The sequence below is a fragment of the Micromonospora orduensis genome, from assembly GCF_006228125.1.
GTDB classification, from domain to species: Bacteria; Actinomycetota; Actinomycetes; order Mycobacteriales; family Micromonosporaceae; genus Micromonospora; species Micromonospora orduensis.
This window is the reverse complement of sequence record NZ_VDFY01000066.1, coordinates 1-22,615: the sequence shown is the minus strand read 5'-3', so window position 1 is coordinate 22,615 and position 22,615 is coordinate 1. Positions and strand designations below refer to the sequence as shown.

Annotated in this window: 24 protein-coding genes and 1 pseudogene; 13 read left to right on the top strand and 12 right to left on the bottom strand. The window is 73.4% G+C overall.

Annotation, left to right across the window (positions count from 1 at the left end; all coding sequences use genetic code 11):
• The 7 genes from FHG89_RS01460 to FHG89_RS01430 form a co-directional block, all read left to right on the top strand.
• A partial coding sequence (locus FHG89_RS01460) for an SbcC/MukB-like Walker B domain-containing protein (RefSeq protein ID WP_139582138.1) occupies positions 1-697 on the top strand: 697 nt, incomplete at its 5' end.
• A complete protein-coding gene (locus FHG89_RS01455; protein ID WP_139582137.1) occupies positions 694-1,656 on the top strand; it encodes a hypothetical protein in 963 nt (320 codons plus the stop codon). The genes FHG89_RS01460 and FHG89_RS01455, both read left to right, overlap by 4 nt.
• An 18-nt stretch (positions 1,657-1,674) precedes the next feature.
• Positions 1,675-2,532: a spermidine synthase gene (locus FHG89_RS01450; RefSeq protein ID WP_139582136.1), complete on the top strand. Its 858-nt coding sequence runs from the start codon at positions 1,675-1,677 to the stop codon at positions 2,530-2,532.
• A gap of 114 nt (positions 2,533-2,646) precedes the next feature.
• Positions 2,647-3,339 carry a sigma-70 family RNA polymerase sigma factor gene (locus FHG89_RS01445; RefSeq protein WP_139582135.1) on the top strand — a complete coding sequence of 231 codons (693 nt, stop codon included), beginning with the start codon at positions 2,647-2,649 and terminating at the stop codon, positions 3,337-3,339.
• The gene (locus FHG89_RS01440; protein WP_139582134.1) at positions 3,336-4,118 is read left to right on the top strand and encodes an anti-sigma factor family protein; all 783 of its coding nucleotides are present in this window, start codon (positions 3,336-3,338) and stop codon (positions 4,116-4,118) included. Before FHG89_RS01445 ends, FHG89_RS01440 begins: the two co-directional genes overlap by 4 nt.
• Positions 4,119-4,324: 206 nt before the next feature.
• Positions 4,325-4,972, top strand: coding sequence for a hypothetical protein (locus tag FHG89_RS01435; RefSeq protein ID WP_139582132.1), 648 nt, complete (start codon positions 4,325-4,327; stop codon positions 4,970-4,972).
• A gap of 119 nt (positions 4,973-5,091) precedes the next feature.
• A complete protein-coding gene (locus tag FHG89_RS01430) occupies positions 5,092-6,015 on the top strand; it encodes a DNA-3-methyladenine glycosylase family protein (RefSeq protein WP_139582130.1) in 924 nt (307 codons plus the stop codon).
• Between the two features lie 13 nt (positions 6,016-6,028).
• Here the strand turns inward: FHG89_RS01430 and FHG89_RS01425 are convergent, their stop codons facing one another.
• Positions 6,029-6,532 carry a DUF1990 family protein gene (locus FHG89_RS01425; protein WP_139582129.1) on the bottom strand — a complete coding sequence of 168 codons (504 nt, stop codon included), beginning with the start codon at positions 6,530-6,532 and terminating at the stop codon, positions 6,029-6,031.
• A 95-nt stretch (positions 6,533-6,627) separates the two neighbouring features.
• Here FHG89_RS01425 and FHG89_RS01420 point away from each other — a divergent pair.
• A pseudogene (locus tag FHG89_RS01420) lies at positions 6,628-6,810 on the top strand (GNAT family N-acetyltransferase); the annotation flags it as partial.
• A 107-nt stretch (positions 6,811-6,917) separates the two neighbouring features.
• On the opposite strand, the gene FHG89_RS01415 reads toward FHG89_RS01420, so the two are convergent.
• Complete coding sequence (locus tag FHG89_RS01415) at positions 6,918-7,130, bottom strand: hypothetical protein (RefSeq protein ID WP_139582127.1); 213 nt, start codon at positions 7,128-7,130, stop codon at positions 6,918-6,920.
• 135 nt (positions 7,131-7,265) lie between these two features.
• On the opposite strand from FHG89_RS01415, the gene FHG89_RS01410 reads away from it, so the two are divergent.
• The 3 genes from FHG89_RS01410 to FHG89_RS01400 all read left to right on the top strand — a co-directional run bounded on the left by FHG89_RS01410 (position 7,266) and on the right by FHG89_RS01400 (position 10,427).
• Entirely contained in the window at positions 7,266-8,372 is a 1,107-nt protein-coding gene (locus FHG89_RS01410; RefSeq protein WP_139582126.1) for an ATP-dependent DNA ligase, read from the top strand.
• A gap of 62 nt (positions 8,373-8,434) precedes the next feature.
• The gene (locus FHG89_RS01405; protein WP_244295090.1) at positions 8,435-9,952 is read left to right on the top strand and encodes an alpha/beta hydrolase; all 1,518 of its coding nucleotides are present in this window, start codon (positions 8,435-8,437) and stop codon (positions 9,950-9,952) included.
• Between the two features lie 22 nt (positions 9,953-9,974).
• Positions 9,975-10,427 carry a GNAT family N-acetyltransferase gene (locus tag FHG89_RS01400; RefSeq protein WP_139582123.1) on the top strand — a complete coding sequence of 151 codons (453 nt, stop codon included), beginning with the start codon at positions 9,975-9,977 and terminating at the stop codon, positions 10,425-10,427.
• Positions 10,428-10,496: 69 nt separating this feature from the next.
• Here the strand turns inward: FHG89_RS01400 and FHG89_RS01395 are convergent, their stop codons facing one another.
• The 8 genes from FHG89_RS01395 to FHG89_RS01365 form a co-directional block, all read right to left on the bottom strand.
• Positions 10,497-11,222 carry an ABC transporter ATP-binding protein gene (locus FHG89_RS01395; RefSeq protein ID WP_139582140.1) on the bottom strand — a complete coding sequence of 242 codons (726 nt, stop codon included), beginning with the start codon at positions 11,220-11,222 and terminating at the stop codon, positions 10,497-10,499.
• Between the two features lie 11 nt (positions 11,223-11,233).
• Positions 11,234-12,229 carry an ABC transporter ATP-binding protein gene (locus tag FHG89_RS01390; RefSeq protein ID WP_139582121.1) on the bottom strand — a complete coding sequence of 332 codons (996 nt, stop codon included), beginning with the start codon at positions 12,227-12,229 and terminating at the stop codon, positions 11,234-11,236.
• 1 nt (position 12,230) lies between these two features.
• Positions 12,231-14,939, bottom strand: coding sequence for an FtsX-like permease family protein (locus FHG89_RS01385; RefSeq protein WP_139582119.1), 2,709 nt, complete (start codon positions 14,937-14,939; stop codon positions 12,231-12,233).
• Positions 14,936-18,118 carry an ABC transporter permease gene (locus FHG89_RS01380; protein WP_139582117.1) on the bottom strand — a complete coding sequence of 1,061 codons (3,183 nt, stop codon included), beginning with the start codon at positions 18,116-18,118 and terminating at the stop codon, positions 14,936-14,938. The genes FHG89_RS01385 and FHG89_RS01380 overlap by 4 nt, the downstream gene beginning before the upstream one ends.
• 107 nt (positions 18,119-18,225) lie before the next feature.
• The gene (locus tag FHG89_RS32720; protein ID WP_167517321.1) at positions 18,226-18,381 is read right to left on the bottom strand and encodes a hypothetical protein; all 156 of its coding nucleotides are present in this window, start codon (positions 18,379-18,381) and stop codon (positions 18,226-18,228) included.
• The gene (locus FHG89_RS01375; protein WP_030336216.1) at positions 18,378-18,593 is read right to left on the bottom strand and encodes a helix-turn-helix domain-containing protein; all 216 of its coding nucleotides are present in this window, start codon (positions 18,591-18,593) and stop codon (positions 18,378-18,380) included. The genes FHG89_RS32720 and FHG89_RS01375 overlap by 4 nt, the downstream gene beginning before the upstream one ends.
• The gene (locus FHG89_RS01370) at positions 18,593-19,027 is read right to left on the bottom strand and encodes a DUF2975 domain-containing protein (RefSeq protein ID WP_244295089.1); all 435 of its coding nucleotides are present in this window, start codon (positions 19,025-19,027) and stop codon (positions 18,593-18,595) included. Before FHG89_RS01370 ends, FHG89_RS01375 begins: the two co-directional genes overlap by 1 nt.
• A 76-nt stretch (positions 19,028-19,103) precedes the next feature.
• Complete coding sequence (locus FHG89_RS01365; protein WP_139582115.1) at positions 19,104-19,715, bottom strand: YdeI/OmpD-associated family protein; 612 nt, start codon at positions 19,713-19,715, stop codon at positions 19,104-19,106.
• Between the two features lie 92 nt (positions 19,716-19,807).
• Between FHG89_RS01365 and FHG89_RS01360 the strand changes: the two genes are divergently transcribed.
• Entirely contained in the window at positions 19,808-20,191 is a 384-nt protein-coding gene (locus FHG89_RS01360) for a nuclear transport factor 2 family protein (RefSeq protein ID WP_244295088.1), read from the top strand.
• A 305-nt stretch (positions 20,192-20,496) separates the two neighbouring features.
• Here FHG89_RS01360 and ligD read toward each other — a convergent pair whose 3' ends face one another.
• On the bottom strand, positions 20,497-21,522 hold the full coding sequence (gene ligD / locus FHG89_RS01350) for a non-homologous end-joining DNA ligase (RefSeq protein ID WP_139582113.1): 1,026 nt from the start codon (positions 21,520-21,522) through the stop codon (positions 20,497-20,499).
• A 47-nt stretch (positions 21,523-21,569) separates the two neighbouring features.
• Between ligD and msrB the strand changes: the two genes are divergently transcribed.
• Complete coding sequence (gene msrB, locus FHG89_RS01345; protein ID WP_139582112.1) at positions 21,570-21,974, top strand: peptide-methionine (R)-S-oxide reductase MsrB; 405 nt, start codon at positions 21,570-21,572, stop codon at positions 21,972-21,974.
• On the opposite strand, the gene FHG89_RS01340 is transcribed toward msrB, so the two are convergent.
• The gene (locus tag FHG89_RS01340; RefSeq protein ID WP_425280142.1) at positions 21,940-22,605 is read right to left on the bottom strand and encodes a DUF305 domain-containing protein; all 666 of its coding nucleotides are present in this window, start codon (positions 22,603-22,605) and stop codon (positions 21,940-21,942) included. The genes msrB and FHG89_RS01340 overlap by 35 nt on opposite strands.
• Positions 22,606-22,615 lie beyond the last annotated feature (10 nt).

The following is a 22,615-nucleotide window of genomic DNA, read 5'->3' as shown; positions in this document are numbered from 1 at the left end:
TATGACGGCCGACGCGGTGCAGCGGCAGATCGCCTACCGCTTCGCCGCGGCCGACGTGCCGGTCGGTGATGACCCGGTGCACGCCGCGACGGTGGCGGTGGAGCGGGCCGAGGCGGAGCGCCGCCGGCTGCGGGAACGCCGCGAGCAGGCCGGGACGCTGCGCGAGCAGCGCGTCGGCCACGAGCGGGAGGCGCAGGTCGCCCGCGCCCTCGCCGGGCACCTGCGCGCCAACAACTTCGAACGGTGGCTGCTGGCCGAGGCGTTGGACCTGCTTGTCGACGGGGCGTCGGGGATCCTGCGGGAGCTGTCCGCCGGGCAGTACGAGCTGGTGCACGACAAGGGCGAGTTCTTCGTGGTCGACCACCACGACGCGGGGCTGCGGCGGGGGGTGCGCACCCTCTCCGGTGGTGAGACGTTCCAGGCGTCGCTGGCGTTGGCGTTGGCGCTCTCCGAGCAGCTGGCCGGCATGTCGACCACGGCGGCGAGCCTGGAGTCGATCGTCCTGGACGAGGGTTTCGGCACGTTGGACGCCGCCACACTGGACACGGTGGCGGCCACCCTGGAAAACCTGGCCGCCCGGGGTGACCGGATGGTCGGCGTGGTCACCCACGTGTCGGCGCTGGCCGAACGGATCCCGGTGCGCTTCGAGGTGCGCAAGGACGCCCGGTCCGCGCGGGTCGAGCGGACGGGCCGGTGAGCGACGCGGCGTTCTTCGTCGACTCCTGGGATCCGGCGTACGGGGCGTCGTTCGAGGCGTCCGCCGCCGGGCCGGCCGCGCCGAGCAGCGCGCAGGTCGACGCGGACGTGGAGCTGCCCGCGGCGAAGTGGCGGGCGATCGGGGTACGCCCCGGGGTGCGGGCGCCCGACGTGGTGCTGATGGTCGACGGGGTCCGCCGGATCGACGCGAGCATCTGGACGGCCGAGGACGACGGCGGGTCGTTCCCCGGGTTGGCCGCCTCGTACGCGGCCGGCGTGGTCCGCTGTGACCTGGGGGCGGGTGCGGCCCAGTTGGCGGGTACCCGGGTCGGTCGGGGGCTGTTCACGGCGAGCCCGTCGGCGCGGGACGTGGTGGCGGGCGCGATCCGTTACCCGGTGCACCGGGTGGGCGGCACCGGCGAGCTGGCGAAGCTGCCGGCCGCCGTGCAGGGCCCGCTGACCGCGCTGGAGGTGGCGGTGTCGGACGCGGCCCGCATCGACGGTGACCTGCTGGTGGTGGACGGCCCGTTGCGCAGTCGGCGGCAGTTGCCGCGCACACTCGGGTACATCAAGACCCAGCACAGCCAGTACCTGGATGCCCGGTTGACCGCCGTGGTGACCGCCCTGGCGTCGGGTGAGCGTTCGCCGGTGTTCCGGCTGGGCACCGCCTGGGGTGGCTGGTCGTGGTATCTGCGGCTGCCGGTGGCCGTGGGGGCGCCGTGGGCGGGCATCGTGCGGGTGGAGTGTTCGGCGGACCTGCCGGTCGAGGCGGCGATCGAGCTTGCCGACCTGTCGCTTGTCACCCTGCCCCGGTTCGCCTCGACGCCGTACAAGGATCCCCGGGCTCCGCAGAATCTGATTCCGATCGCCGGGCTGGAGCGCCGGCTCCGCGCCCTGCTCGGTGATTCCCGGCTGCTGCACCGCGCGTTGACCACCGCGTCCCGCGCCGCGGCCCGCTGAGCAGGGACGACTGTCGTCGTGGGCCGCAAGCGGGCGGGTGACCGGGTGGTCGAGCAGGTGGACACCGGGCTGGCCGAGTTGGTGCCGTCACCGGACCGGGCCGGCTCGTGGACGTTGCTGCTGGACGGCGCGCCGCAGTCGCACGTCGACCTGACCGATCCCACCCACCTGGAGTTCGAGTACGTCCGGCGGTTGGCCGCCGCGGTGGATCTGCTCGCCCCGGCGGGTGAGCCGTTGCGGGTGCTGCATCTCGGCGGCGGCGCGTTGACCCTGCCCAGGTACGTCTCGGCGACCCGGCCCGGCTCCACCCAGCGGGTGTCCGAGGTGGACGGCGCGCTTGTGGAGCTGGTCCGGCGGGCGTTGCCCTGGCCGACGGACACGCGGCTGCGCGTACGGGTCGCCGATGCCCGTGCCGTGCTGGCCGCCAGCCGGGACGCCAGTTACGACGTGGTGGTCGCCGACGTCTTCGCCGGTGCCCGCACCCCGGCGCACCTCACCTCGGTGGAGTACGCGACCGAGGTGGCCCGGGTGCTCCGCCCGGCGGGCTGGTACCTGGCGAACCTGGCCGACGGCCCGCCACTGCGGCACGCCCGGGGGCAGGTCGCCACGGTCCGTTCGGTGCTGCCGCGGGCCTGTCTCGTCGGGGACGCGGCGGTGCTGCGGGGCCGCCGGTACGGCAACCTGGTGCTGGTGGCCGGGCGTACGACGCCTCCGGTGCCGGAGTTGACCCGGCGGGCCGCCGGCGACTGGTTCCCCGGGCGGGTGGTCGCCGGTGACGAGCTGGACCGTTTCGTCGGTGGCGCGGCGGTGGTGCGTGACGCGGACGCCACCGGCTCCGATCCCCCGCCGCCGGGCCTGTTCTCCGTGCGCCGCTGACCGTCGCGCAGAAGTTTTTTCGCGCTTCGTTGATCCGCTCGGGGCGGCGCTGCGTACCACCGGGCGGCCCGCCTTGTGGGGGCGGCGTTGGTCACGGACATCCCGGAGGTCTGCATGCATGCGGTGGCGGCCGGTTGGCATGGCGACGCGGTACGTGCGGACTGGATGTCCGCGCGGTCCTCGTCACGGCCGACCTCGTCTGCCCGCGGGGTCGACGCCCGCGCGACGGCTCGCCAGAATGGTCCGGTGACGCCGCGACCGGCGCCCGGGCGTCATCAGGCGACGTCAACCGAGGCGAGCCACTCCGACCAGTTGATCCGGCTGCTCTACGCGGAGCACGCCGGTCCGTTGCTGATGTTCGTCATGCGGCTCACCGGGGGGGACCGGCAGCGCGCGGAGGACATCGTGCAGGAGACGCTGCTGCGGGCCTGGCGCAACGCGCACCGGCTCGGCGCGCAGGGGCAGGGTTCGTTGCGACCGTGGCTGGTCACGGTGGCTCGTCGGATCGCCATCGACGAGCACCGCAGCCAGGAGGCCCGCCCGCCGGAGACGTACGACCGGGACCTGACGGCGTTCGCCGAGGCGGACAGCACGGACCGGGTGCTGCGCACCATGACGGTGGCTGACGCGCTGCGTACGCTGAGTCAGTCGCACCGGGAGATCCTGGTGGCGACGTACTTCCGGGGACGGACGGTCCCCGAGGCCGCCGAGGAGTTGGGGCTTCCTCTCGGCACCGCGAAGTCGCGGGTCTACTACGCGCTGCGCGCGCTGCGCACGGCTCTGCAGGAGCGGGGGGTGACAGAATGAGCCGGCCAGACCACATGGACGTCGCCGCGTACGCGCTCGGCGTGCTCGACGAGCAGGACACCGAGCGGTTCGAGGAGCATCTCGCCGCCTGCTGGGCGTGTGCGGCCGAGTTGGAGACCATGGTGCCGGTGGTCGGGCTGCTCTCCGACATCGACGGCGAGACGATGATGGCGTTGGAGCAGACCGCGACGGATCCGGCGCTACTGGACCGGACGTTGGGCGCTGTTCGCGCCGACCGTCGGCGTACCCGGTTTCGTCAGCTGCTCGCGACCGCGGCGGCGGTGGTGGTGTTCGGCGGGTTGACCGGGTACGGGTTCGTCAGCGTGGCCGGCGACGAGGCGCCGGGGGTCATCGCCGAGCCGACGGCGACCGCGGCGGTGAACGAGCCGCCGACGAGCGTGCCGACGGCGCCGCCGAGCGGCCCGGGTGTGGGCGGCACCGAGGAGGAGGGTGACCAGGTCGACGCGACCGACCCGACCACCGGTGTGCAGACGACCATGTTCCTGGTGAAGCGGGACTACGGCACCCGGATCAACTTCAGCCTCCGGAAGTTGCCCGGCCCGCGTATCTGCCGCTTGGTGGTGGTCCGCAAGAACGCCGACACCGAGGTGATTTCGACGTGGTCGGTGCCGGAGGGTGGCTACGGCACGAACACCCGGCCGCAGGGTCTTGAGTTGAGCGCGTCCACGGCGGCGCCGACGAACGACATCAAGCAGATCCAGGTGCAGTCGGTGGACGCCAACGGGGTGGCGAGCCCACTGGTCACGGTGCCCATGTAGGTCGCTTCGACACGTCGGCGCCGGTCATTGTCACAATGGCCGGCGCCGATCTGTCGTACCACCGAGAAAGGTCCCGTACCGGGGCGTACGAACGGCAGCCACGATCGGTTCAATCAACAGAAGTGAAATTGACCACTGTTGCTACTTCAACCTTGACAGCCTATCCGCCGTACCTATGGGTGAACTGCCAAGAATGAGGAGGGCACGTGGCACAGATGAAGCGGACCGTCATCGTCGCGAGCGCGATGGTCGCACTAACGGCCTGCGCTCCCGCGGGTTACGACGGGGCGAACCCGGGCGCGGCTGAGCCGGTCGCCGTCGCCGCGGCCGAGCCCACCGCGTCGGCGGAACCCGAGGCGTCGGCGGCAGCGGAGGCGCCGGTCGCCGACGCGCCGCCCGCGAACGTCGACCTGACCGAGCAGTTGATCGGCAAGAGCGTCGCCCGGATGGGCAAGGTGGTCACCGACCAGGACGGTTGGATCCTGTACCGCTTCGACAAGGACACCGCCGACCCGCCGGCGTCGAACTGCGTCGACAAGTGCGCCGAGGTGTGGCCCCCCGCGCTGACCGACGGCAACCCGCAGCTCACCGGCGTCTCGGACGACAAGGTCGGCAGCGTGACCCGTCAGGACGGCACCCGCCAGCTCACCGTCGGCGGCTGGCCGGTGTACCGCTACATCGGCGACAAGAAGCCCGGGCAGTGGAAGGGCCAGGCCGTCGGCGGCACCTGGTTCGTGGTGCAGCCGGACGGCAAGAAGAACCTGAGCTGCCTGCCCAAGGGCACCCCGAAGGCGGTCGCCCCGCCGGCGGACAGCGGGTCGAACGACGCCGGAGGCTCGGGCTACTCGTACTGAGCCAGCCGGACACGGTGGTCGGTCGCAGCCGGGGAGGGCGCGGCCGGCCATCGTCGTACCCGGGACGTCGACGCCACGGCGGTGCCGGCGTCCCGTCCCGCACCTGGCACAGTGGCGGGGTGACCGGAACCGGGCCCGCCGCGACGCGGGTGCTGCACCCGCCGGCCGGCTACCGGCTGGCGGCGTCGGTCCGCGCGCTCACCTTCAGCCCGTACGACCCGTGCGCGCGCGTCGCCGCCGGCACCTTCTGGTGGGCCACCCGCACCCCGGACGGGCCGGCCACCCTGGCCCTGCGGCCCGGTAGCGGCACGCTGCTCGCCGAGGGCTACGGGCCGGGCGCCGAGCACGTCCTGGCCCGCGCCGACGCGATCGCCGGGCTCCGCGACGACCAGAGCGGCTTCGTCGAGCTGGCGTCGGCACATCCGCTGGTCGCCCGGCTGGCCCGGGAGCACCGGGGGTTGCGGATGCCGGCGACCGGGCAGGTCTTCCCCCGGCTGCTGCGCGCGGTCTTCGAGCAGAAGGTCACCGGCAAGGAGGCGTACCGGGCGTACGCGGCCACCGTGCGGCACTTCCGCGAACCGGCGCCGGGCCCCCTGCAACCGCTGCTGCTGCTGCCGCCCGAGCCGGCGGCGGTGGCGGCGACCCCGTACTGGGTGTTCCACCCGTTCGGTGTGGAGCAGCGGCGCGCGGACACGTTGCGCCGCACCGCCGCGCTCGCCGACCGGTTGGAGCGCTGCGTCGACGCCGCCGAGGCGACCCGCCGGTTGACCGCCATCGCCGGCATCGGGCCGTGGACGGCCGCCGAGGTGGTCCGGATCGCGTACGGCGACCCGGACGCGGTGAGCGTTGGCGACTTCCACATCCCGAACACGGTGGCCTGGGCGCTGGCCGGCGAGCCCCGGGGCGACGACGCCCGGATGCTGGCCCTGCTGGAGCCGTTCCGGGGTCACCGGGGCCGGGTGTGCCTGCTGCTGGAGGCCGCCGGCATCCAGGCGCCGAAGTACGGGCCGCGCGCCCCGATCCGCTCCTTCGCCAGGTACTGAGCGCCTGCGGCGGTCAGCGCTCGGCGCAGAGCCGGCGCAGGGTGCGACCGAGCCACCAGGCGTACGCGTGCTGCACCGCCCGGACGGCCGGGCCGGCGGCGCGGGTGAACCAGCGGTCGGCGAGGCTGAACGCGCGTACCTCGAACCAGACCGCGCCGGCGTCGTCCCGGCCGACCACGAACGCCTCCTCGCCCCGCTCCGGATGCCCGGGCAGGGTGCCGTAGCCGAAGCCGGCGAGCGTGGGCGAATCCTCGCTCCAGACCACCCGGCAGGGCCCCCAGACGCGGGCCGGGCCGACACCGAGCCCGGCCGTCACCAGCACGCCTGCGGTGGCGCGCGGGGAGTCGGTGCGCATCCGGACCCCGGCGGCGCGGTGCAGCCGCCAGCTCAGCACCGCCTCGGCGGCGGTCGCGAAGGAGCCGGCCGGCAGCGGGCACCGGTGGCGCAGGTGGTGGTATCCGCCGGGCAGCGGGCCGTGCCGGGTCTCCCCCACCTCCGGGTAGGTCAGCTCGGCCACCGCTCCCCCTCGCCGTCGTCCGGACCCCGCAAGGGTACGGCCGGTGCGGGCGGGCCGCCCATCGACGAGGTGGGCGGCTGTGGTGTGCTGCCCGGATGAGTATCGAGGCGAGCATCGTCCCGGCCGGTGTCCCGGACGCCGGTGAGATCCTCACCGTGCAACGCGCCGCCTACCTGACCGAGGCGCAGCACTACCGCGACCCGTTCCTCCCGCCGTTGACCGAGACCCTGGACGAGGTCGTGGCGGCGTTGTCCGGCCCGACAATCGTGCTCGCGGCCTGAGTCCCGTCCGCCTCGGTGCGCAGACAGCGGCGGAGCAGCCCGCCGTACAGCCAGCCGACCGGTCCCGCCAGCGGCCCGGAAAGGACGAGACCGGGCGGTCGGTATCAGGCGGCTTCGCGCAGGTCGGCGAGGCTCAGCGGGGTACGACGAAGCAGCAGTTCCTCAAGTTCGGGCACCGAACCGACCTCGCCGAGCACGTTCCGGCCGCCGCCGAACCGCTCCGGGTAGCGGCGGGTCAGCCGGTACCGGTAGCGGCCCCGGATCAACTCGACGCTGACCCGCCACCGCCCGCAGCAGTCACAGACCCACTCGGACACCTCGCGAAAGTAGCTCTGACCTGCGGTTATCTGATTCGCCCGGCGGGGACGAGCGGCGCGGCGCAGGACACCTCGCCCGCGTACCCCCGGTGATCCGCCTCACGGTTGTCGGCGCCGTCTGATTGACTGGTCGCCGTGGACCTGCCGATCAACCCTCCGGTCGAGCCGATGTTGGCCAAGAGCGTCGCCAAGCTGCCCACCACCCCCGGGGTGACCTACGAGCCCAAGTGGGACGGGTTCCGGTGCATCGTGTTCCGCGACGGCGACGAGGTCGAGCTGGCCAGTCGGGGCGGCAAGTCGATGACCCGCTACTTCCCCGAGGTCGTAGAGCAGGCCCGCCAACAGTTGCCCGAGCGGTGCGCGGTCGACGGTGAGCTGATCGTGATCCGGCGGGACGGCCCGGGTGGCCAGCCGCGGCTGGACTTCGAGCTGCTGGGTCAGCGCATCCACCCGGCCGCGTCCCGGGTGAAGCTGCTTGCCGAGACCACCCCGGCCGACTTCGTCGCGTTCGACCTGCTGGCCATCGGCGACGAGTCGTTGCTCGACGAGCCCTATCCCCGTCGCCGGGAACGGCTGGTCGAGGCGCTGGCCGGGGTGCGTCCGCCGGTGCACGTCACCCAGGTCACCACCGATGCCGAGACCGCCCGCCGTTGGTTCGACGTCTTCGAGGGCGCCGGGCTGGACGGGCTGATCGTCAAGCCGGCCGACCTGCCGTACGAGCCGGGCAAGCGGCTGATGTTCAAGGTCAAGCACGCCCGTACCGCCGACGTGGTGGTGGCCGGTTTCCGCTGGCACAAGTCCGGCCCGGTGGTCGGCTCGCTGCTGCTCGGCCTGTACGACGACGCGGGGGTGCTGCACCATGTGGGGGTCAGCGCGTCGTTCAGCATGGCCCGCCGGGCCGAGCTGCTCGACGAGTTGGCCCCCTACCGGGACATCGGCGACGAGCACCCGTGGGTGCACGGCGATCACGAGCGCGGCCAGCGCATCCCGGGCGGGGTGAGCCGGTGGACCGGCACGAAGAACCTGGAGTGGGAGCCGCTGCGCCCCGAGCTGGTGGTCGAGGTGGGTTACGACGCGATGGAGGGTGAGCGGTTCCGGCACACCGCGCAGTTCGTCAGGTGGCGACCGGATCGCGATCCCCGCTCCTGCCGTTACGACCAGCTCGACCGTCCGATCCGCTTCGACGTGGACCAGGTGCTTCGCGGCGATCCGGCGGCCACCGTGGACCGGGCCGCCACGTGACCCGCACCGTTGACCGGTCGCGGCGCGTCCGGCGTAGTCTCGTCGCCTTCGGCGTCGCGGCTCTGTTCACCGCCGGCTGCACCCTGCCGGCGTTCGCGCCGCGCACCGAGGTGGAGGGCGCGGCGGCGCCGACGGGCAGCACGCCGACCTGGCGGGCCTGCCCGGAGGTCGCCGACGAGCTGGTCGGGCGCGGCGCACCGGACATGCGGTACGAGTGCACCCGGATCGCGGTTCCCCGGGACTGGGGCACCGGTGGCGGGGCGACCGCCGGCCCGGGCGCCGGGGAGACCTTCGAGATCGCCCTGCTGCGCGCGCGCTCCACGAAGCAGCGCGACCGGATCGGCTCGCTGGTGGTCAACCCGGGCGGCCCCGGCGGGTCCGGCGTCGACACCGCCGTCTACCTCTCCTTCGGCACGCAGTTCGGCGGACTGCCCCCCTCGGTCACCGAACGCTTCGACATCGTCGGCTTCGACCCGCGCGGCGTGTCCCGGTCCAGCCCGGTCAAGTGCATCTCGGACGCCGACCTGGACGCCAGCTTCGGCTACGACCCGGATCCGGCCAGCCAGTCGGCGTTCGACGGTTTCGTCGGGCTGAGCCAGCGGATCGGGCGTGGCTGCGGCGACCGGTACGGCGATCAGTTGCCGCTGTACGGCAGCGAGCAGGCCGCCCGCGACATGGACGCGGTGCGCGCCGCCGTCGGCGACGACAAGCTGACCTACCTGGGCTACTCGTACGGCACCCTGCTCGGCGCGATCTACGCGCAGCTCTACCCGCAGCGGGTGCGGGCGCTGGTGCTCGACGGCGCCGTCGACCCGCGTCAGCGGCTGGTGGCCGGGTCGGAGAGTCAGGCCCGCGGCTTCGAGCGGGCCTTCGACAACTTCGCCCGCTGGTGCGCGGCGAACGCCGACCGCTGCCCGATCGCCCCGGACGCGCGCGCTGCGGTCACCTCGGCCATCGACAAGGCCAAGGTGTCGCCGGTACGCGGCGCCGACGGCCGGGAGGCCACCGCCGGATGGGTGTTCTACGCGGTCATCTCCTCGCTGTACACGGAGTCCGGCTGGCAGGAGCTGGCCCGGGCGATCGACCGACTGGCCGAGGGTGATCCGAAGGACGTGTTCCGGCTCGCCGACTCGTACGCCGGGCGGGAGAGCGACGGGCACTATTCGAATCTGTTCGACGCCAACCTGGCCATCAACTGCGCCGACGAGACCGAGAAGCCGAGTCGGGAGCAGATCCGCCAGTTGCAGTCCCAGTGGCGCACGAAGTATCCGCTGTTCGGGCCGGCGCTCGCGGTGGGCATGTTGAGCTGCGTCGAGTGGCCGGGCGGGCGTGACCCGTACCCGACCGGAAAGGCGAACGGCGCACCGCCGATCGTCGTGGTCGGCACCACCGGCGACCCGGCGACGCCGTACGAGCAGACTCCCCGGCTCGCCTCCATGCTGGGCGTCGGTCGGGTGCTCACCTGGGAGGGTGAGGGGCACACCGCGTACCCGCAGACGTCCTGCATCACCGACGCGGTGGACGCCTACCTGCTCGACCTGACCGTGCCACGGGAAGGCCTGCGCTGCCCGGCCAAATGATCACTGTGCGAGGCTGGTCAGCGTGACCGACGTGATCTACCGGGAGGCGGTCCGCGCCGACCTGCCCGCCGTCATCGCCCTGCTCGCCGACGACGTGCTCGGCAAGGCCCGCGACTTCACCGAGGTCGACGAGGCCTACGAGAGGGCGTTCGCGGACATCAGCGCGGACCCGCGCAACCAGCTGATCGTGGCCGAGCAGGGCGGCGAGCTGGTCGGCTGCCTCCAGATCACCTACATCCCGGGGCTCGGCCGGCACGGCGCGGAACGGTCGCTGATCGAGTCGGTCCGGGTCCGCTCCGACCGGCGTGGCGCCGGACTGGGTCGCGAGCTGATGCTCTGGGCGATCGACCAGGCCCGGCGGCGCGGCTGCGCGCTGGTGCAGCTCACCACCGACAAGACCCGCGAGGACGCGCACCGCTTCTACCTGGGCCTCGGCTTCGTGGCAAGCCACGAGGGCATGAAGCTGGCCCTCTGACCGGCTCTGCCGCATCAGCCGGCCGCCAGCCGGCCAGCCGCCAGCCAGCGAGCCAGGCTGCTGCGGTGGTCAGCCGTCGACCAGGCGACCGTCGCGCAGGACGAGCACCCGGTCGGCGAGGTCGATCAGGGCCGGGTCGTGCGTGGCCACCAGGGCCGTCATGCCACGGGCGTGCACCACCGCGCGCAGCAGGTCCATGATGGACCGGCCGGTCTCCGAGTCGAGCTGGCCGGTGGGTTCGTCGGCGATGAGCAGGTCCGGTTCGTTGGCGAGTGCCCGGGCGACCGCCACGCGTTGCTGCTGCCCGCCGGACAACTCGTACGGTCGCTGCGCGGCGTGTCCGCCCAGGCCGACCAGCTCCAGCAGCACGGCCACCCGCTGCTCCCGCTCGGCGGCCGGCACCTGCGCCAGCCGCAACGGCACACCCACGTTCTCGGCGGCGGACAGGATCGGCACCAGCCCGAAGGTCTGGAACACGAACCCGACGGTGCCCCGGCGCAGCCGCAGCAGCTCCGCCTCTCCCGCCGAGGTCACGTCGTGCCCGGCCACCACCACCTGACCGCTGTCCGGCCGGTCGAGCCCGCCGACCAGGTTCAGCAGGGTGGTCTTGCCCGCCCCGGAGCGGCCCCGGATGGCGACGAGTTCACCCCGCTCGGCGCTGAACGAGACGTCCCGTACCGCGTGCACCGCGTGCTCGCCCCGCCCGAAACTCCGGCTGACGCCGCTGACCCGCACCACCTCGGCCGGGGAGGTCGTAGATCCACCGCCGTACCCGGCCGCTCCGGTCACCACCATGTCCCGACGGCTCACGCCCGTGCCTCCCGCTCGTCCGAAGCCCGGTCACCGGGCCGTACCTGCACATGGTCTGGCTCCAGATCGAGCCGGACCCGCTCCTTCAGCGACAGCGCGTCGACGAACGCGGCCGGTAGCTGCATCCGACCGTTGCGGTCCAGCACGGCGTACTCCTCGCTGACAAGTTCGGTGTTGCCGTCCGCGCCGATCCGGGCGGTCCGGCGTACCTCGGAGGCGGTCCGCCCGTCGCGGATCGCGACGGTCCGGCGGACCTGCGTGGCCACGGCGTGGTCGTGGGTGACGACGACGATTGTCACGCCCAGCTCGGCGTTGATGGTGCGCAGCGCCGCGAAGACCTCCGCACCGGTCGCCTCGTCCAGTTCGCCGGTGGGCTCGTCGGCGAACAGCACCTCCGGGTCGTTGGCCACCGCCACGGCCACCGCGACCCGCTGCTGCTCACCGCCGCTGAGCTGCCCGGGCCGCCGGTCCGCGCAGTAGCCAACGCCGACCAGGTCGAGCAGTTCGCGGGCCCGCTCCCGACGGGCCCTGCGGCCGCGCCTGCCCGCGAGCTGCATTGGCAGCTCGACATTCTCCAGGGCGGTGAGGTACGGCAGCAGGTTGCGGCCGGTCTGCTGCCAGACGAACCCGACCAACTCCCGCCGGTAGCTCAGCCGCCGCCTGGCGGACAGCGAGAGCAGGTCGTAGTCGGCCACCCGGGCGATGCCGGCGGTCGGCGTGTCCAGGCCGGACAGGATGTTGAGCAGGGTGGACTTGCCCGAGCCGGAGGCACCGACGATCGCCACCAGCTCCCCCCGGTCGATGACCAGGTCGAGCCCCTGCAGGGCGACCACCTCCACCCCCTCGGTCTTGAAGATGCGCACCAGGCCGTCGCAGACGATGTGTCCGCGCAGCCGGTCCTGCCCGCCGGCCCGCTCGGCGGCGCGTTGCGCGGCCCGCTGTTGCAGGGTGGCCAGATCAGGCGCCAGTGCACTCTGGGCGGTAGCGGTCATCTCAGCTCTCCTCTCCGAGCCGGAGCACCTCACCGAGGCGCAGCCGGCGGTTGTTCAGGGCCTCGACGGCGACCGCGAAGCCGAGGGCGACCGCCCCGAGCGCGAACACCGCGGCGACCAGGCCGGGCTCGAAAGCCACCCGGACCGGTGTGCCACTGGTGAACGCGGACAGGCCGAGCACCGGGTTGAGCAGCAACGGCAGCACCGCACCGACAAGCGCGCCGGTCAGCACCGACACCCCGACCAGCGGGGCCAACTCGACAAGCAGCAGCCCACGCCACTGCCGGCGGGACAGCCCGAGGGTGCGCAGCCGGGACAGCACCTGGCCCCGGGCGCGCGCGCCGGCCAGGACGGTGAACGCGATGGCCAGCAACCCGAGCACGGTGCCGCCGGAGGCGCCGGCCACGAAGCCGAACGCCAGCACACCGTTCGCGCCGCCGTTGCCGAGGTCCCGTCGTACCTGCTCCCGGGTGTCGACGGTGACGCCGATGGGCCGTTCCTTACCGGTCACCGCTCCACCGGTCTGATACCGCAACTGCCCCTCGTCGCCGGCCCGGCGCAGCGCCTCGACGTCCAGCCGGTCCCCGGCGATCAGCAGGCTGGTCGGCACGGGCGTGGTGACCCGTTGCGGCAGCGCCTGCCAGGGCAGGATCACGAACCGGGCGGTGTTCGCGGGCAGCAGCGGGAAGGCCTCCTGCGTGCCGGCCACCCGGAACTCGTACCGCTCGCCCTGCACGGAGACGAAGGCCGAGCGGTCCAGCCCGGCCTTGGCCAGGTCGGCGGCGACCGCCGGGGAGACGATCGCCGGAAGCGGCCCCGGCGTCGGCTGCGCGGAGCGCAACGCGGCCGGCACCGAAAGGTCCACACCGGATCGACGACTCACCGTGCTCAGCCCCGAACCGTCGATCAGCAGCACGTTCGTCTGCCCGATCCGCGCGTCGGTGCCGAGGTCGTCGGCCGCCAGCCGCTGATCCGGCTCGTTGAGCACCCGCGTCACGGCCCTGACTCCCGGCATACCACCCAGCGCGTCGAGGGTGTCCGGGGCGAACCGCTCGCCCCGGATCACCGCGTCGGCGGGAACGAGCCGCTCGGCGGCCCGGTCCCGACTCGCGTCGACACCGGCGGCGACGACCGCGCAGAACGCCGCGGTGCCGATCGCCAGCACCACCACGACCAGCGGGGCGGCCACCGTCGACCGGCCGGCCCGCGCCGTGCCGAGGAAGGCGACGCTGCCCCGCGTCCGCGCCGCCAGCCGGCTGACCAGCAGCAACGGCCAGGGGTACGCGCGCAGCGCGAGCACCGCGGCGGCGGCCGCGAGCAGCACCGGCACCGACACCAGCAGCGGGTCCACCTCGCCGAGGGTGAGGCCGCGCCGGCGCAGCAGCACCGCGGCGAGACCGGCAAGCACCAGCACGGAAACCTCGACGGTGATGCGGCGTGCCGACGGGCGCACCCGCACCAGGTCGCTGCGGGCCGCCCCGCCGGCCGGTACGGCAAGCGTCGCCAGGGGCAGGGCCAGGGTGACAAGCACGGTCACCGCCGCGGCGTACGGGGCGGTCGGGTCGGGGGCGCCGGGGAACAGGGTGCCGAGCAACCAGCCGCACACGGCCGCGACCGGCACCACCAGCAGCGACTCGGCGAGGCTGCGCCGGGCGCCGGCGGTGACCGCGCCACCGCGTGCGCGCAGCAGCGCGAACTCCGAGCGGCGCCGTCGGACGGCGAGGACGGCCGCGAGCACGATCAGTCCGGCGAGGGTGGCCAGCACACCCGCCCCGATCACCGCGAGCAGGGTTCGGGCGGCGTTCACCTGGGCGGCGAACGCGCGCAGCGGGACGTCGATGCCCACGGTCAGTGTCACACCCGGCGGGACGGTGCGCTGAATCTGCTGCAGGCCGTCGATCATCTCGTTCAGGCCGCGTGCGTCGATCCGCTCGGTCCCCAGTCGGTACCGCCACTCGGACTGCACCGGCCAACCGTCCACGGCCCGCTTGTTGAGCGCCGACTGGGCCACCACACCCACGACGATCAACGGTTCGCCGTCGCCGAGCGGTTCGGTGATCCGCAGCATCGACGGCAGGCCGTCCCACGCCCCGTTGGCGCGGTCGGCGGGCCGGAACAGCCCGGACACCACCACCGGGACGGGATCTTGCATGGTGCCGTTGCGATCGGCCTCGCCCATCCGCAGTTGACTGCCGCTTCGCAGGTTGAGCTTCCCGGCCACGTCGACGTCGAGCGCGACCTCGATGGGCCGGCTGGGGACGTACGTCTCGCTGGGCCAGGCGCCCTCGACCAGGGTGCCGGTGTCCTGGATGCCGGGCATGGCCCGTAGGCCCAGGTTGACGAGCAGTTTGCGCGCCGCGAGGTCCGGCCCGGCCACCCGGACCGGCGCGAGGTCCACCCGGTGCCACCGCTCGGTGACCGCCGAGCGGACCTGCGGTGGCATCTTCTCGGCCAGCGAGTCGAACCGCTCGCGGGCGTCGCCCATCGCCGTCTTGGTCGAGGCGGCGGGCGCGTCGGTGGAGACGTACGTGATGTCCCGGCGGGCGGCCGGCTCGCTGTTGAGCTGCGTGCGCAGCCCCTGCTCGGCGAGCCGGTTGACCAGCCGGGGCACCCCGCTGATGAGCAGCGTGACCACCAGGGTCAGCACCGCCAGGAGCAGGAACTGCCCGCCGTACGCCCGGACCCGCCGGACGGCAGCGCCGACGCTCATCGTTCTCCCCCGATTCGCAGCTGCACCGCCGCCACCCGCTGTCGGATGCCGGTGGCGATGAACGCGCTGAAGGCGAGCGCCGCCAGCAGCAGACCGGCCGCGGTCAGGCCGATCGGCAGCCACGGCAACGCGAACGTCGCCGCGGGGACCGGTCGGCCGGCGGCCGGGGTGAGGATGACCAGCGGGGCCATGGTGGCCCCGACCGCGGCGCCGAGCAGCAGTCCGACTCCCACGCCGATACCGGCGAGGAACGTCTGTTCGGCCAGCAGCGCCCGGGCCAGCAGCCGGGGCGTGGCGCCGAGGGTGTGCAGCACCGCGAACTCGCCGAGCCGGTGCCGGGCGGTGGCCCACACGTCCACCATGAGGCCGACGAGGGCGAGCAGCACCGCGCCGAGTGCGGCGGCGAGCATGCCGGTACGCGAGCCACGCCAGTACGGATCGTCGGCGGCCGCCTCGATCGTCTTCTGCCGGTCGAGCACGGTCACGCCGGTCAGTTCGGCAGCGGCCCGGGCTGCTGCCGACGCGTCGTCGGCGCCGACCCACCACTCCGTCACGGGTCGCACCGCGCCGCTGCTCCTGATCAGCGCGTCGGCCGCCGTCGGCAGGTCCATCAGCACGCCGGGGCCGGTGGCGGTCGGGACGGCGCTCAACTCGCCGACCAGGCGTACCCGCACCGTCGCCCCGTTGAGCGGCAGATCGACGCTGTCGCCGACGCGCAGGCTCAGCGCCTCGCGGACCTGCGGGGTCATCAGCACCGGTGCGGGCTCGCTCGCCCCGCCCGGCACGATGGCGAACCGGGTGGGCGGCTGGTACGCGAACTGCCCGCCGGGGATCACCTCGACCGGGCGGACCGCGGCGAGCCCGGTGTCCGTGGTCCGCACCGGCGTGGGCACCGCGCCGGGCGCGGTCATCACCCAGTCGCCGCTCAACCCTGCCGGCTGGGTCGTGCCGTCGGCCTTGACCACCGTCAACCCGTCCAGTTGGAGTCGGTAGGCGTTGCCGGCGGCCAGCCCGCCGTCGGCCTCGAACCCGGCCAGCCGGAGCCGCCCGCCCAGGTCGGGCAGTCGCACGGTGAACGGGGTGACCCGGCCGTCGCCGTCGGCGTCGACCACCGGCAACCGCAGGGCGAGCCCGTTGGGGCTGGTGACCAGCAGCGTCACCGCGACCCGCACCGACCGGGCGGCCGACGTCACCGGGGTACGGACCGTGCCGCTGATCGCCCGTGCGTCGGCGGGCAACTCGACGCCCGTGGGCGCCCCTCGCGCGCCGATCATCCGCTCGTACTGCTCCGACGCGGGTCCGTCGCCGAGGCGGTCGGCGAGGCGGACGACACCCGGGGCGCTGGCCGGGTCGACACCGACCACTGTCACCGGCAGGCTCTCCCGACCGACCCGGATCTCGTCCCGCCACGCCGGCAGTACCCGGTTGACGCCGGGGAGCGCGCCTAGTTCGGCGGCACGGGTCAGCGGGGCGGCGCCGGCCCGCTCGGTCACCCGCAGGTCGGCGCCGACCGTGTGGCCGGCCTGCTCGACCTGTGACCGCTCGCCGGTGCTGATCAGCGACCAGGCCAGGGTGCTGCCACCGACGGCGAGGGCGAGCAGCAGCACCGGGCCGGCGTGCGGACGCCGACCGGCCTGCCACATGCCGAACATGGTGGCCGTCCAGGGACGTCGGTCGACGAACCGTTCGGCGAACCGGGTGAGCGGCGGCAGCACCCGCAGCGCCAGCACGGCGCCGGCCAGCACACCGAGCGTCGGGGCGGCGACCAGCAGCGGGTCGAGCCCGAGCCGGCCGTTCGAGCCGGCCAGCGGTGAGGCGTACCGGCGCAGCTGCACCCAGGCGAGCACGGCGAGCGCCACCAGCACCAGGTCGACACTGGCCCGCTGGACGCTCGCCGATCGGTTCGGGCGGGACCGGGCGGCCATGTCCGCCACGTACGTCCCGGCGCCGCGCAGCGTCGGCGCGACCATGGCCACCAGGCAGCCGACCGCGGTCGCCAGAGCAGCGGCCCAGACCAGTGCGGTGTTTCCGCCCGCGGCGGAGAGTTCCGCCGACCCGCCGGGCCGGACGAACCGCAGAGCCTCCACGGCGATCAGCGGCCCGAGCAGGGCGGCCGGGGCGACCACAAGGGTGGCCTCGCGGGCGGCGAGACCGGCCAACTGCCGGCGGGCGGCGCCCCGGGCGCGCAGCAGCGCGGTCTGCGGGCGGCGGTCCTCGTGCAGCAGGGCGGCGACCAGCACCAGCGCGTACCCGCCGAGCACCAGGATGAGCAGCAGCGGGGTGGCCAGCGAGGAGCGGCCCACCAGGTCGGCGCGGGCGATGCGGTCCAGCAGCCCTTCCATCTTGGTCGCCGTCTGCGCGGAGGAACCCAGTTCGGCGGCCTCCGGCACTTCTGTGCCGGCTGCGGCGAGGGCCTTGCGAACGGCTGGCAGGTCGGCGGTGTCGACGTCACCGAGAGCCGGTTCGGCCAGCCAGGACGCCGACACCGCGCCCGGGAAGGTGGCCTCGAAGTCGGCCGGGTCGAGCGTGAACGGCCCGTACGACGTGCCGGAGCCGACGCTGCCCGCGCCCACCCCGGGTGCGAGCAGCCAGTACGCGTCGTTCGGGTCGCGGGGCCGCCAGGTGCCGGTGAGCACCAGTTGGCTGGCCCGCTCGGTGGCACGGTCGCGCAGCGGGATCCGTTCGCCGACGCTCAGGCCCAGCGCGCCGGCGACCCGCTCCGGGAGGCTCACCTGGACCGGGTCGGCGCCCGGCCGGGGCCACGCTCCGCTGGTGAGCTCGGCGTGCCCGGACAGGTCGTCGAGGGTGGCCAGGTTCGCGAAGATCGGATCGTCGTCCGGTCGGAGGGCCGGCCCGAGGTCGCCGGTCAGCTCCCGACCGGTGCCGTACCGGGCGACGGCCACCGTGACCGGCACCCCGGCGAGGCCGTCGGTGAACTCGTCGCGAACCGCCCTGTCCCGGGTGGCGAACTCGGCGGCGTCGCGTCCGGCGGACCCGCCGACCAGCAGACCACGTTCCTCGGCCGGCGCGGCGGTGACCAGCGCCCGTTGCCCGGCGTCCACGGCCCGACGGTTGTAGTCGGACAGACCGGTGACCAACGCGACGGCGACCAGCGCGGCGATCACCGCGGCAACCAGCAGCCCCCGCGCCTCACGGGCCCGCCTCCACACCAGCTTCATCCGACGCCTCCCCTGGCCCTGGCGGGCCGACGACCTTCAAGACAGGCCATCTACGGGGAAAGGTTCGCGCCCGTTACATGATCGTTATTCCGGGTGCGATGGCGTCGTCATCTCTCGCTTCGCGCCGCCCGTACGGCGAACGCCACCGCACCCACGACGAGCACGGCGCCGATGAGCTGGAGGCCCGGTGAGTCGTCGGCTCCCCCGAACACGACGGCGGCGACACCGAGGGCGATGGCGAGGATGGCGAGGACGTACCTCACGGGGTTTCCTCCTCGACCCACTCGAGCAGGTCTCCTGGCTGGCAGTCGAGCACCCGGCACATGGCCTCCAGGGTGCTGAAGCGCACCGCCTTGGCGCGACCGTTCTTCAGTACCGCGACGTTGGCCGGGGTGAGCCCGACCCGCTCGGCGAACTCGCCGACGCTCATCTTGCGCTTGGCCAGTTCGACATCGATGCGGACGACGATGGGCATCAGATCACCGCTTCCATGTCGGTGCGCAGCGTGGTGGCCTGCCGCAGCAGCGCGCGCATCACCACCATGAGGAGCCCCAGAACGGTGACACCCACGGTGAGCAGGAACAGCAGGAGCGGCAGCCCTGGGTCGTCCGCGTTGAAGCCGACGTAGAGGAAGACACCGACGAGCACCACCCACCCGGCGGCGATGGCCCACACGATCGCGTCCACCCACTTCAGGGACGCCTCCGTGAAGATCCGGTCGTTCTTGACGAGGTTGAGCAGTCGCCAGGTCGACACGATCACCACCTGGACGCACAACACCCAGAACACCGTCACGATGGTGGCCGGCCAGCGGAGGTACGCGTCCTGCGGCGACTCCTGGGCCATGTGCGCGAACTGCCCGGGCAGCGAGAAGGTCTGGAACATGACCAGGACCCCGAACAGCACCACGAGAAAGACTCTGAGAGCGGCTACCGCTCGATGCTCTGTAACCATGCATCGAGTTTCGCTCGTTAGCTATCGAAAGTCAATCGGTTGTCTCGGGCGTCGGCCTGGCCTTCTGCGGGTAGATCGTCTCGTGGCGGGCCAGCATGGCGACGAACTCGGCAACCTTCCGCTCGCGGGTCTGCGCCCGCTTCACGGCGTTGAGGCGGTGGATGAGGGCGAACCGGTTGGTTCTGGTGAGCACGTCGAACATCGCCTGGGCGGCCGGCTCGGCGGCGATGGCGGACAGCAGGTCGTCCGGCACCTCGGCCTCCGACGGCGGGGCGTAGGCGGCCGCCCAGCGTCCGTCCGCCTTCGCGGCTTCCACCGCCGCGCGGCCGGAGGGCTGCATCAGCCCCTGCGCCTCCAGCCGGGCCACGTGCTCGACGTTGCGTCGGGACCAGGAACTACGGGACCGTCGAGGGGTGAACCGGATCCAGGAACTCTCCTGATCCCGTTTGCGGGCCTGCCCGTCGATCCAGCCGAAGCACAGGCCCTCGTCGACCGCCTGCTGCCAGGTCAACGTCGTGACTGTGCCGCCCTTTCTGGTCAGGGCGAGCCAGACGCCGGGCGATGTGGCGTGGTTGGTGGACAACCAGGCGCGCAACGCCTCGGCGTCCGCGACGATCAGCTCATCCAGCTCGGCGCTCCCCATGCCGGCAGATTAACCGCCGCGTCCGACACGGAGCCCTCGGCCGGCCGGCGCCCGGCATCGACTGTCGGTGCCGGGCGGTAGCGTCCGTCGCCGTGGACGACACCGCCGCGACCAGGCAGACCACGCAGGAGTACGTCGATCGTCTGGAGGGCCGGGACTGGCAGGGGCTGGCCGGCCTGCTCACCGACGACGTCGTCTACGAGATGCCGCAGACCCGGGAGCGCATCCGTGGCCGGGACGCGTTCCTGCGGTTCACCATCGACTATCCCGGCGACTGGCATCTGCGGGTGCGGCGGGTGGTTGCGGACGACCGGATGGCCGCCCTGTGGCTCGACGTCCGGGTCGGTGCCGAGCAGCTGGACGCGTGCGTCTGGATCGAGGTGTCGCACAGTGGACTGATCAACCGGATCGTCGACTACTGGCCGGCGCCCTACGACCCGCCGCCGGGCCGCGAACACCTCACCGAGCGGTGGTGACGGCCGCCGTAGGGCCTACGTTCGGCATTGGGCAATCTGCACCCGGTGCACCAGCACCTGCCGCGCCGCCCCTCGTGGCTCTGTCGGGTGTGCGCCGCCCCCTGGCCCTGCGCCTGCGCACGGATGTTGCTGCGGGTCGAGTACCGGGCGGATCGGGTGGCGCTGTCGGTCTACATGGCCAACCAGCTGATCGACGCGACCGCCGACCTGTGCAGACTCAATCCGAATCCGGCGCCGGACCCGCAGGAGTTGTTCGCCAGGTTCCTGGCGTGGACGGCCCAGCCACCCACCTCAGCCGGGACCGGTCAGGCGTCGGTGCGCTTGGCGCGGCTGGGTTGGACCCGCTTGGGTTCGCCCGGCATCTTCGGGTGGTCGGGCGGGTACGGCAGGTCGCCCTGGCCGGCGGCGGCGTCGCGGTCGGCCCACTCCAGCAGGGGCGTGATGTCCCACGGGGCGTCGTCGATGCCGGCGTGCGGGTCGCCGCGCTCGGCGAGCCGGGCCGGGACGGTACGCAGGTCGAAGTCGTCCGGGTCGACGTCGGGCAGCTCGTCCCAGGTGACCGGGGTGGAGACGGTGGCCCGGGCGTTGGCCCGCAGCGAGTACGCGCAGGCGATCGTCCGGTCCCGGGCCATCTGGTTGAAGTCGACGAAGACCCGCGTGCCGCGCTCCTCCTTCCACCAGGCGGTGGTCACCAGGTCGGGGGTGCGGCGTTCCACCTCCCGGGCCAGCGCGATGGTGGCGCGGCGCACCTCGGTGAACGTCCAGCGGGGCTGGATGCGCAGGTAGACGTGCACACCTCGGCCGCCGGAGGTCTTCGGCCAGCCGGTCGCGCCCAACTCGTCGAGGACGGCGCGGACCTCACCGGCGGCCCGGGCCGCGTCGGCGAAGTCGGTGCCGGGCTGCGGGTCGAGGTCGATGCGCAGTTCGTCGGGGCGGTCGGTGTCGGCGGCGCGTACCGGCCAGGGGTGGAACACGATGGTGCCCATCTGCGCGGCCCAGGCGACGTGCGCCAGGTCGACCGGGCAGAGTTCCGCGGCGGTGCGGCCGCTCGGGAAGGTGATCTGGGCGGTCGTCACCCACGGCGGCACGCCCCGGGTGGGCACCCGCTTCTGGAAGAACGCCTCGCCCTCGACGCCCTCGGGGAAGCGTTGCAGCGTGGTGGGCCGGTCCCGCAGGGCGCGCATGATCCCGTCGCCGACCGCGAGGTAGTAGTGGAAGACGTCCGCCTTGGTGAAGCCCCGCTGGGGGAAGATCACCCGGTCCGGACTGCTCAGCCGTACGGTGTGCCCGGCCACCTCGATCTCGGTGACCGTCGCCTTGGTGCCCGCCATCTGGCGACCATATGCCACGCCCCCGACGTTCGACGTACCGTGGGCGGGTGAGTCTTGACGACAACAACCTGCCCAAGACCGAGGACGAGTGGCGCGTCCGCCTGAGCCCGGAGGAGTTCCACGTCCTGCGGGAGGCCGGCACCGAACGCCCGTGGACCGGCGAGTACGTGGACACCAAGACCCAGGGCGTCTACCACTGCCGTGCCTGCGGTCTGGAACTGTTCTCCAGCGACACGAAGTTCGACTCGCACTGCGGGTGGCCGAGCTTCGACGACGCCATCCCCGGCCGGGTGAAGGAGATCGAGGACCGCAGCCTCGGCATGGCGCGTACGGAGATCCGCTGCGCCCGCTGCGACAGCCACCTCGGGCACGTGTTCCACGGCGAGGGTTTCACACCGAAGGACACCCGGCACTGCGTCAACTCGATCTCGGTCCGCCTGGAGCCTCGCTGACCTGAGCCCCGTACCCCCTGAGCAGCTCGACCTCGGCGGTCCGGGACTGTTCGATCCGCCGCGCCAGATCGCGGACCCGTTCGCTGCGGCCGACGCCGACCTCGGCGCGGGCCAGGTCGGCAGCGGCCCGCTGGTGGTCGGCGAGCACGTCGCGCAGCACCCGGTCGACGTCGGCGTCCGGCGCGGCCCGCAGCCGGTCCAGTGCGGCGTCGTCGCCGTGCCCCTCGTGGTGGTGCGCGGCGGCGCTGGCGCCCGGTCCGCCGGTGGGCAACCACCCCCGCATGTCGGCCAGTTCGTCGGCCTCGGTGGCCTCGATGGCGGCGGCGAGGGTGCGCAGGGTGTCGTCGCGTACCCGGTCGCGGGCCGTTCGGACGATCTGCAGGGTGCGTTCGCTGTGCCCGACCATCGTGCCGAGGAACACCACGTCGATGCCGCTCATCTCGTCGGCGGCGGCCGCATCCCCGGCCGCCGCCGACGCGGTCGGGGACGCGGGCGGCCCGGCCGGCGTCGGCGGCCCGGCGCAGCCGCCGGTGAGCAGCAGGGCCACGAGCAGCGACACCAGTGGGGTACGCGGCATGCCGGTGCTCCGATCACGCGAGGGCGGCGGCCCGGGTGCGACGGTCGGCCGCACCCGGGCCGCC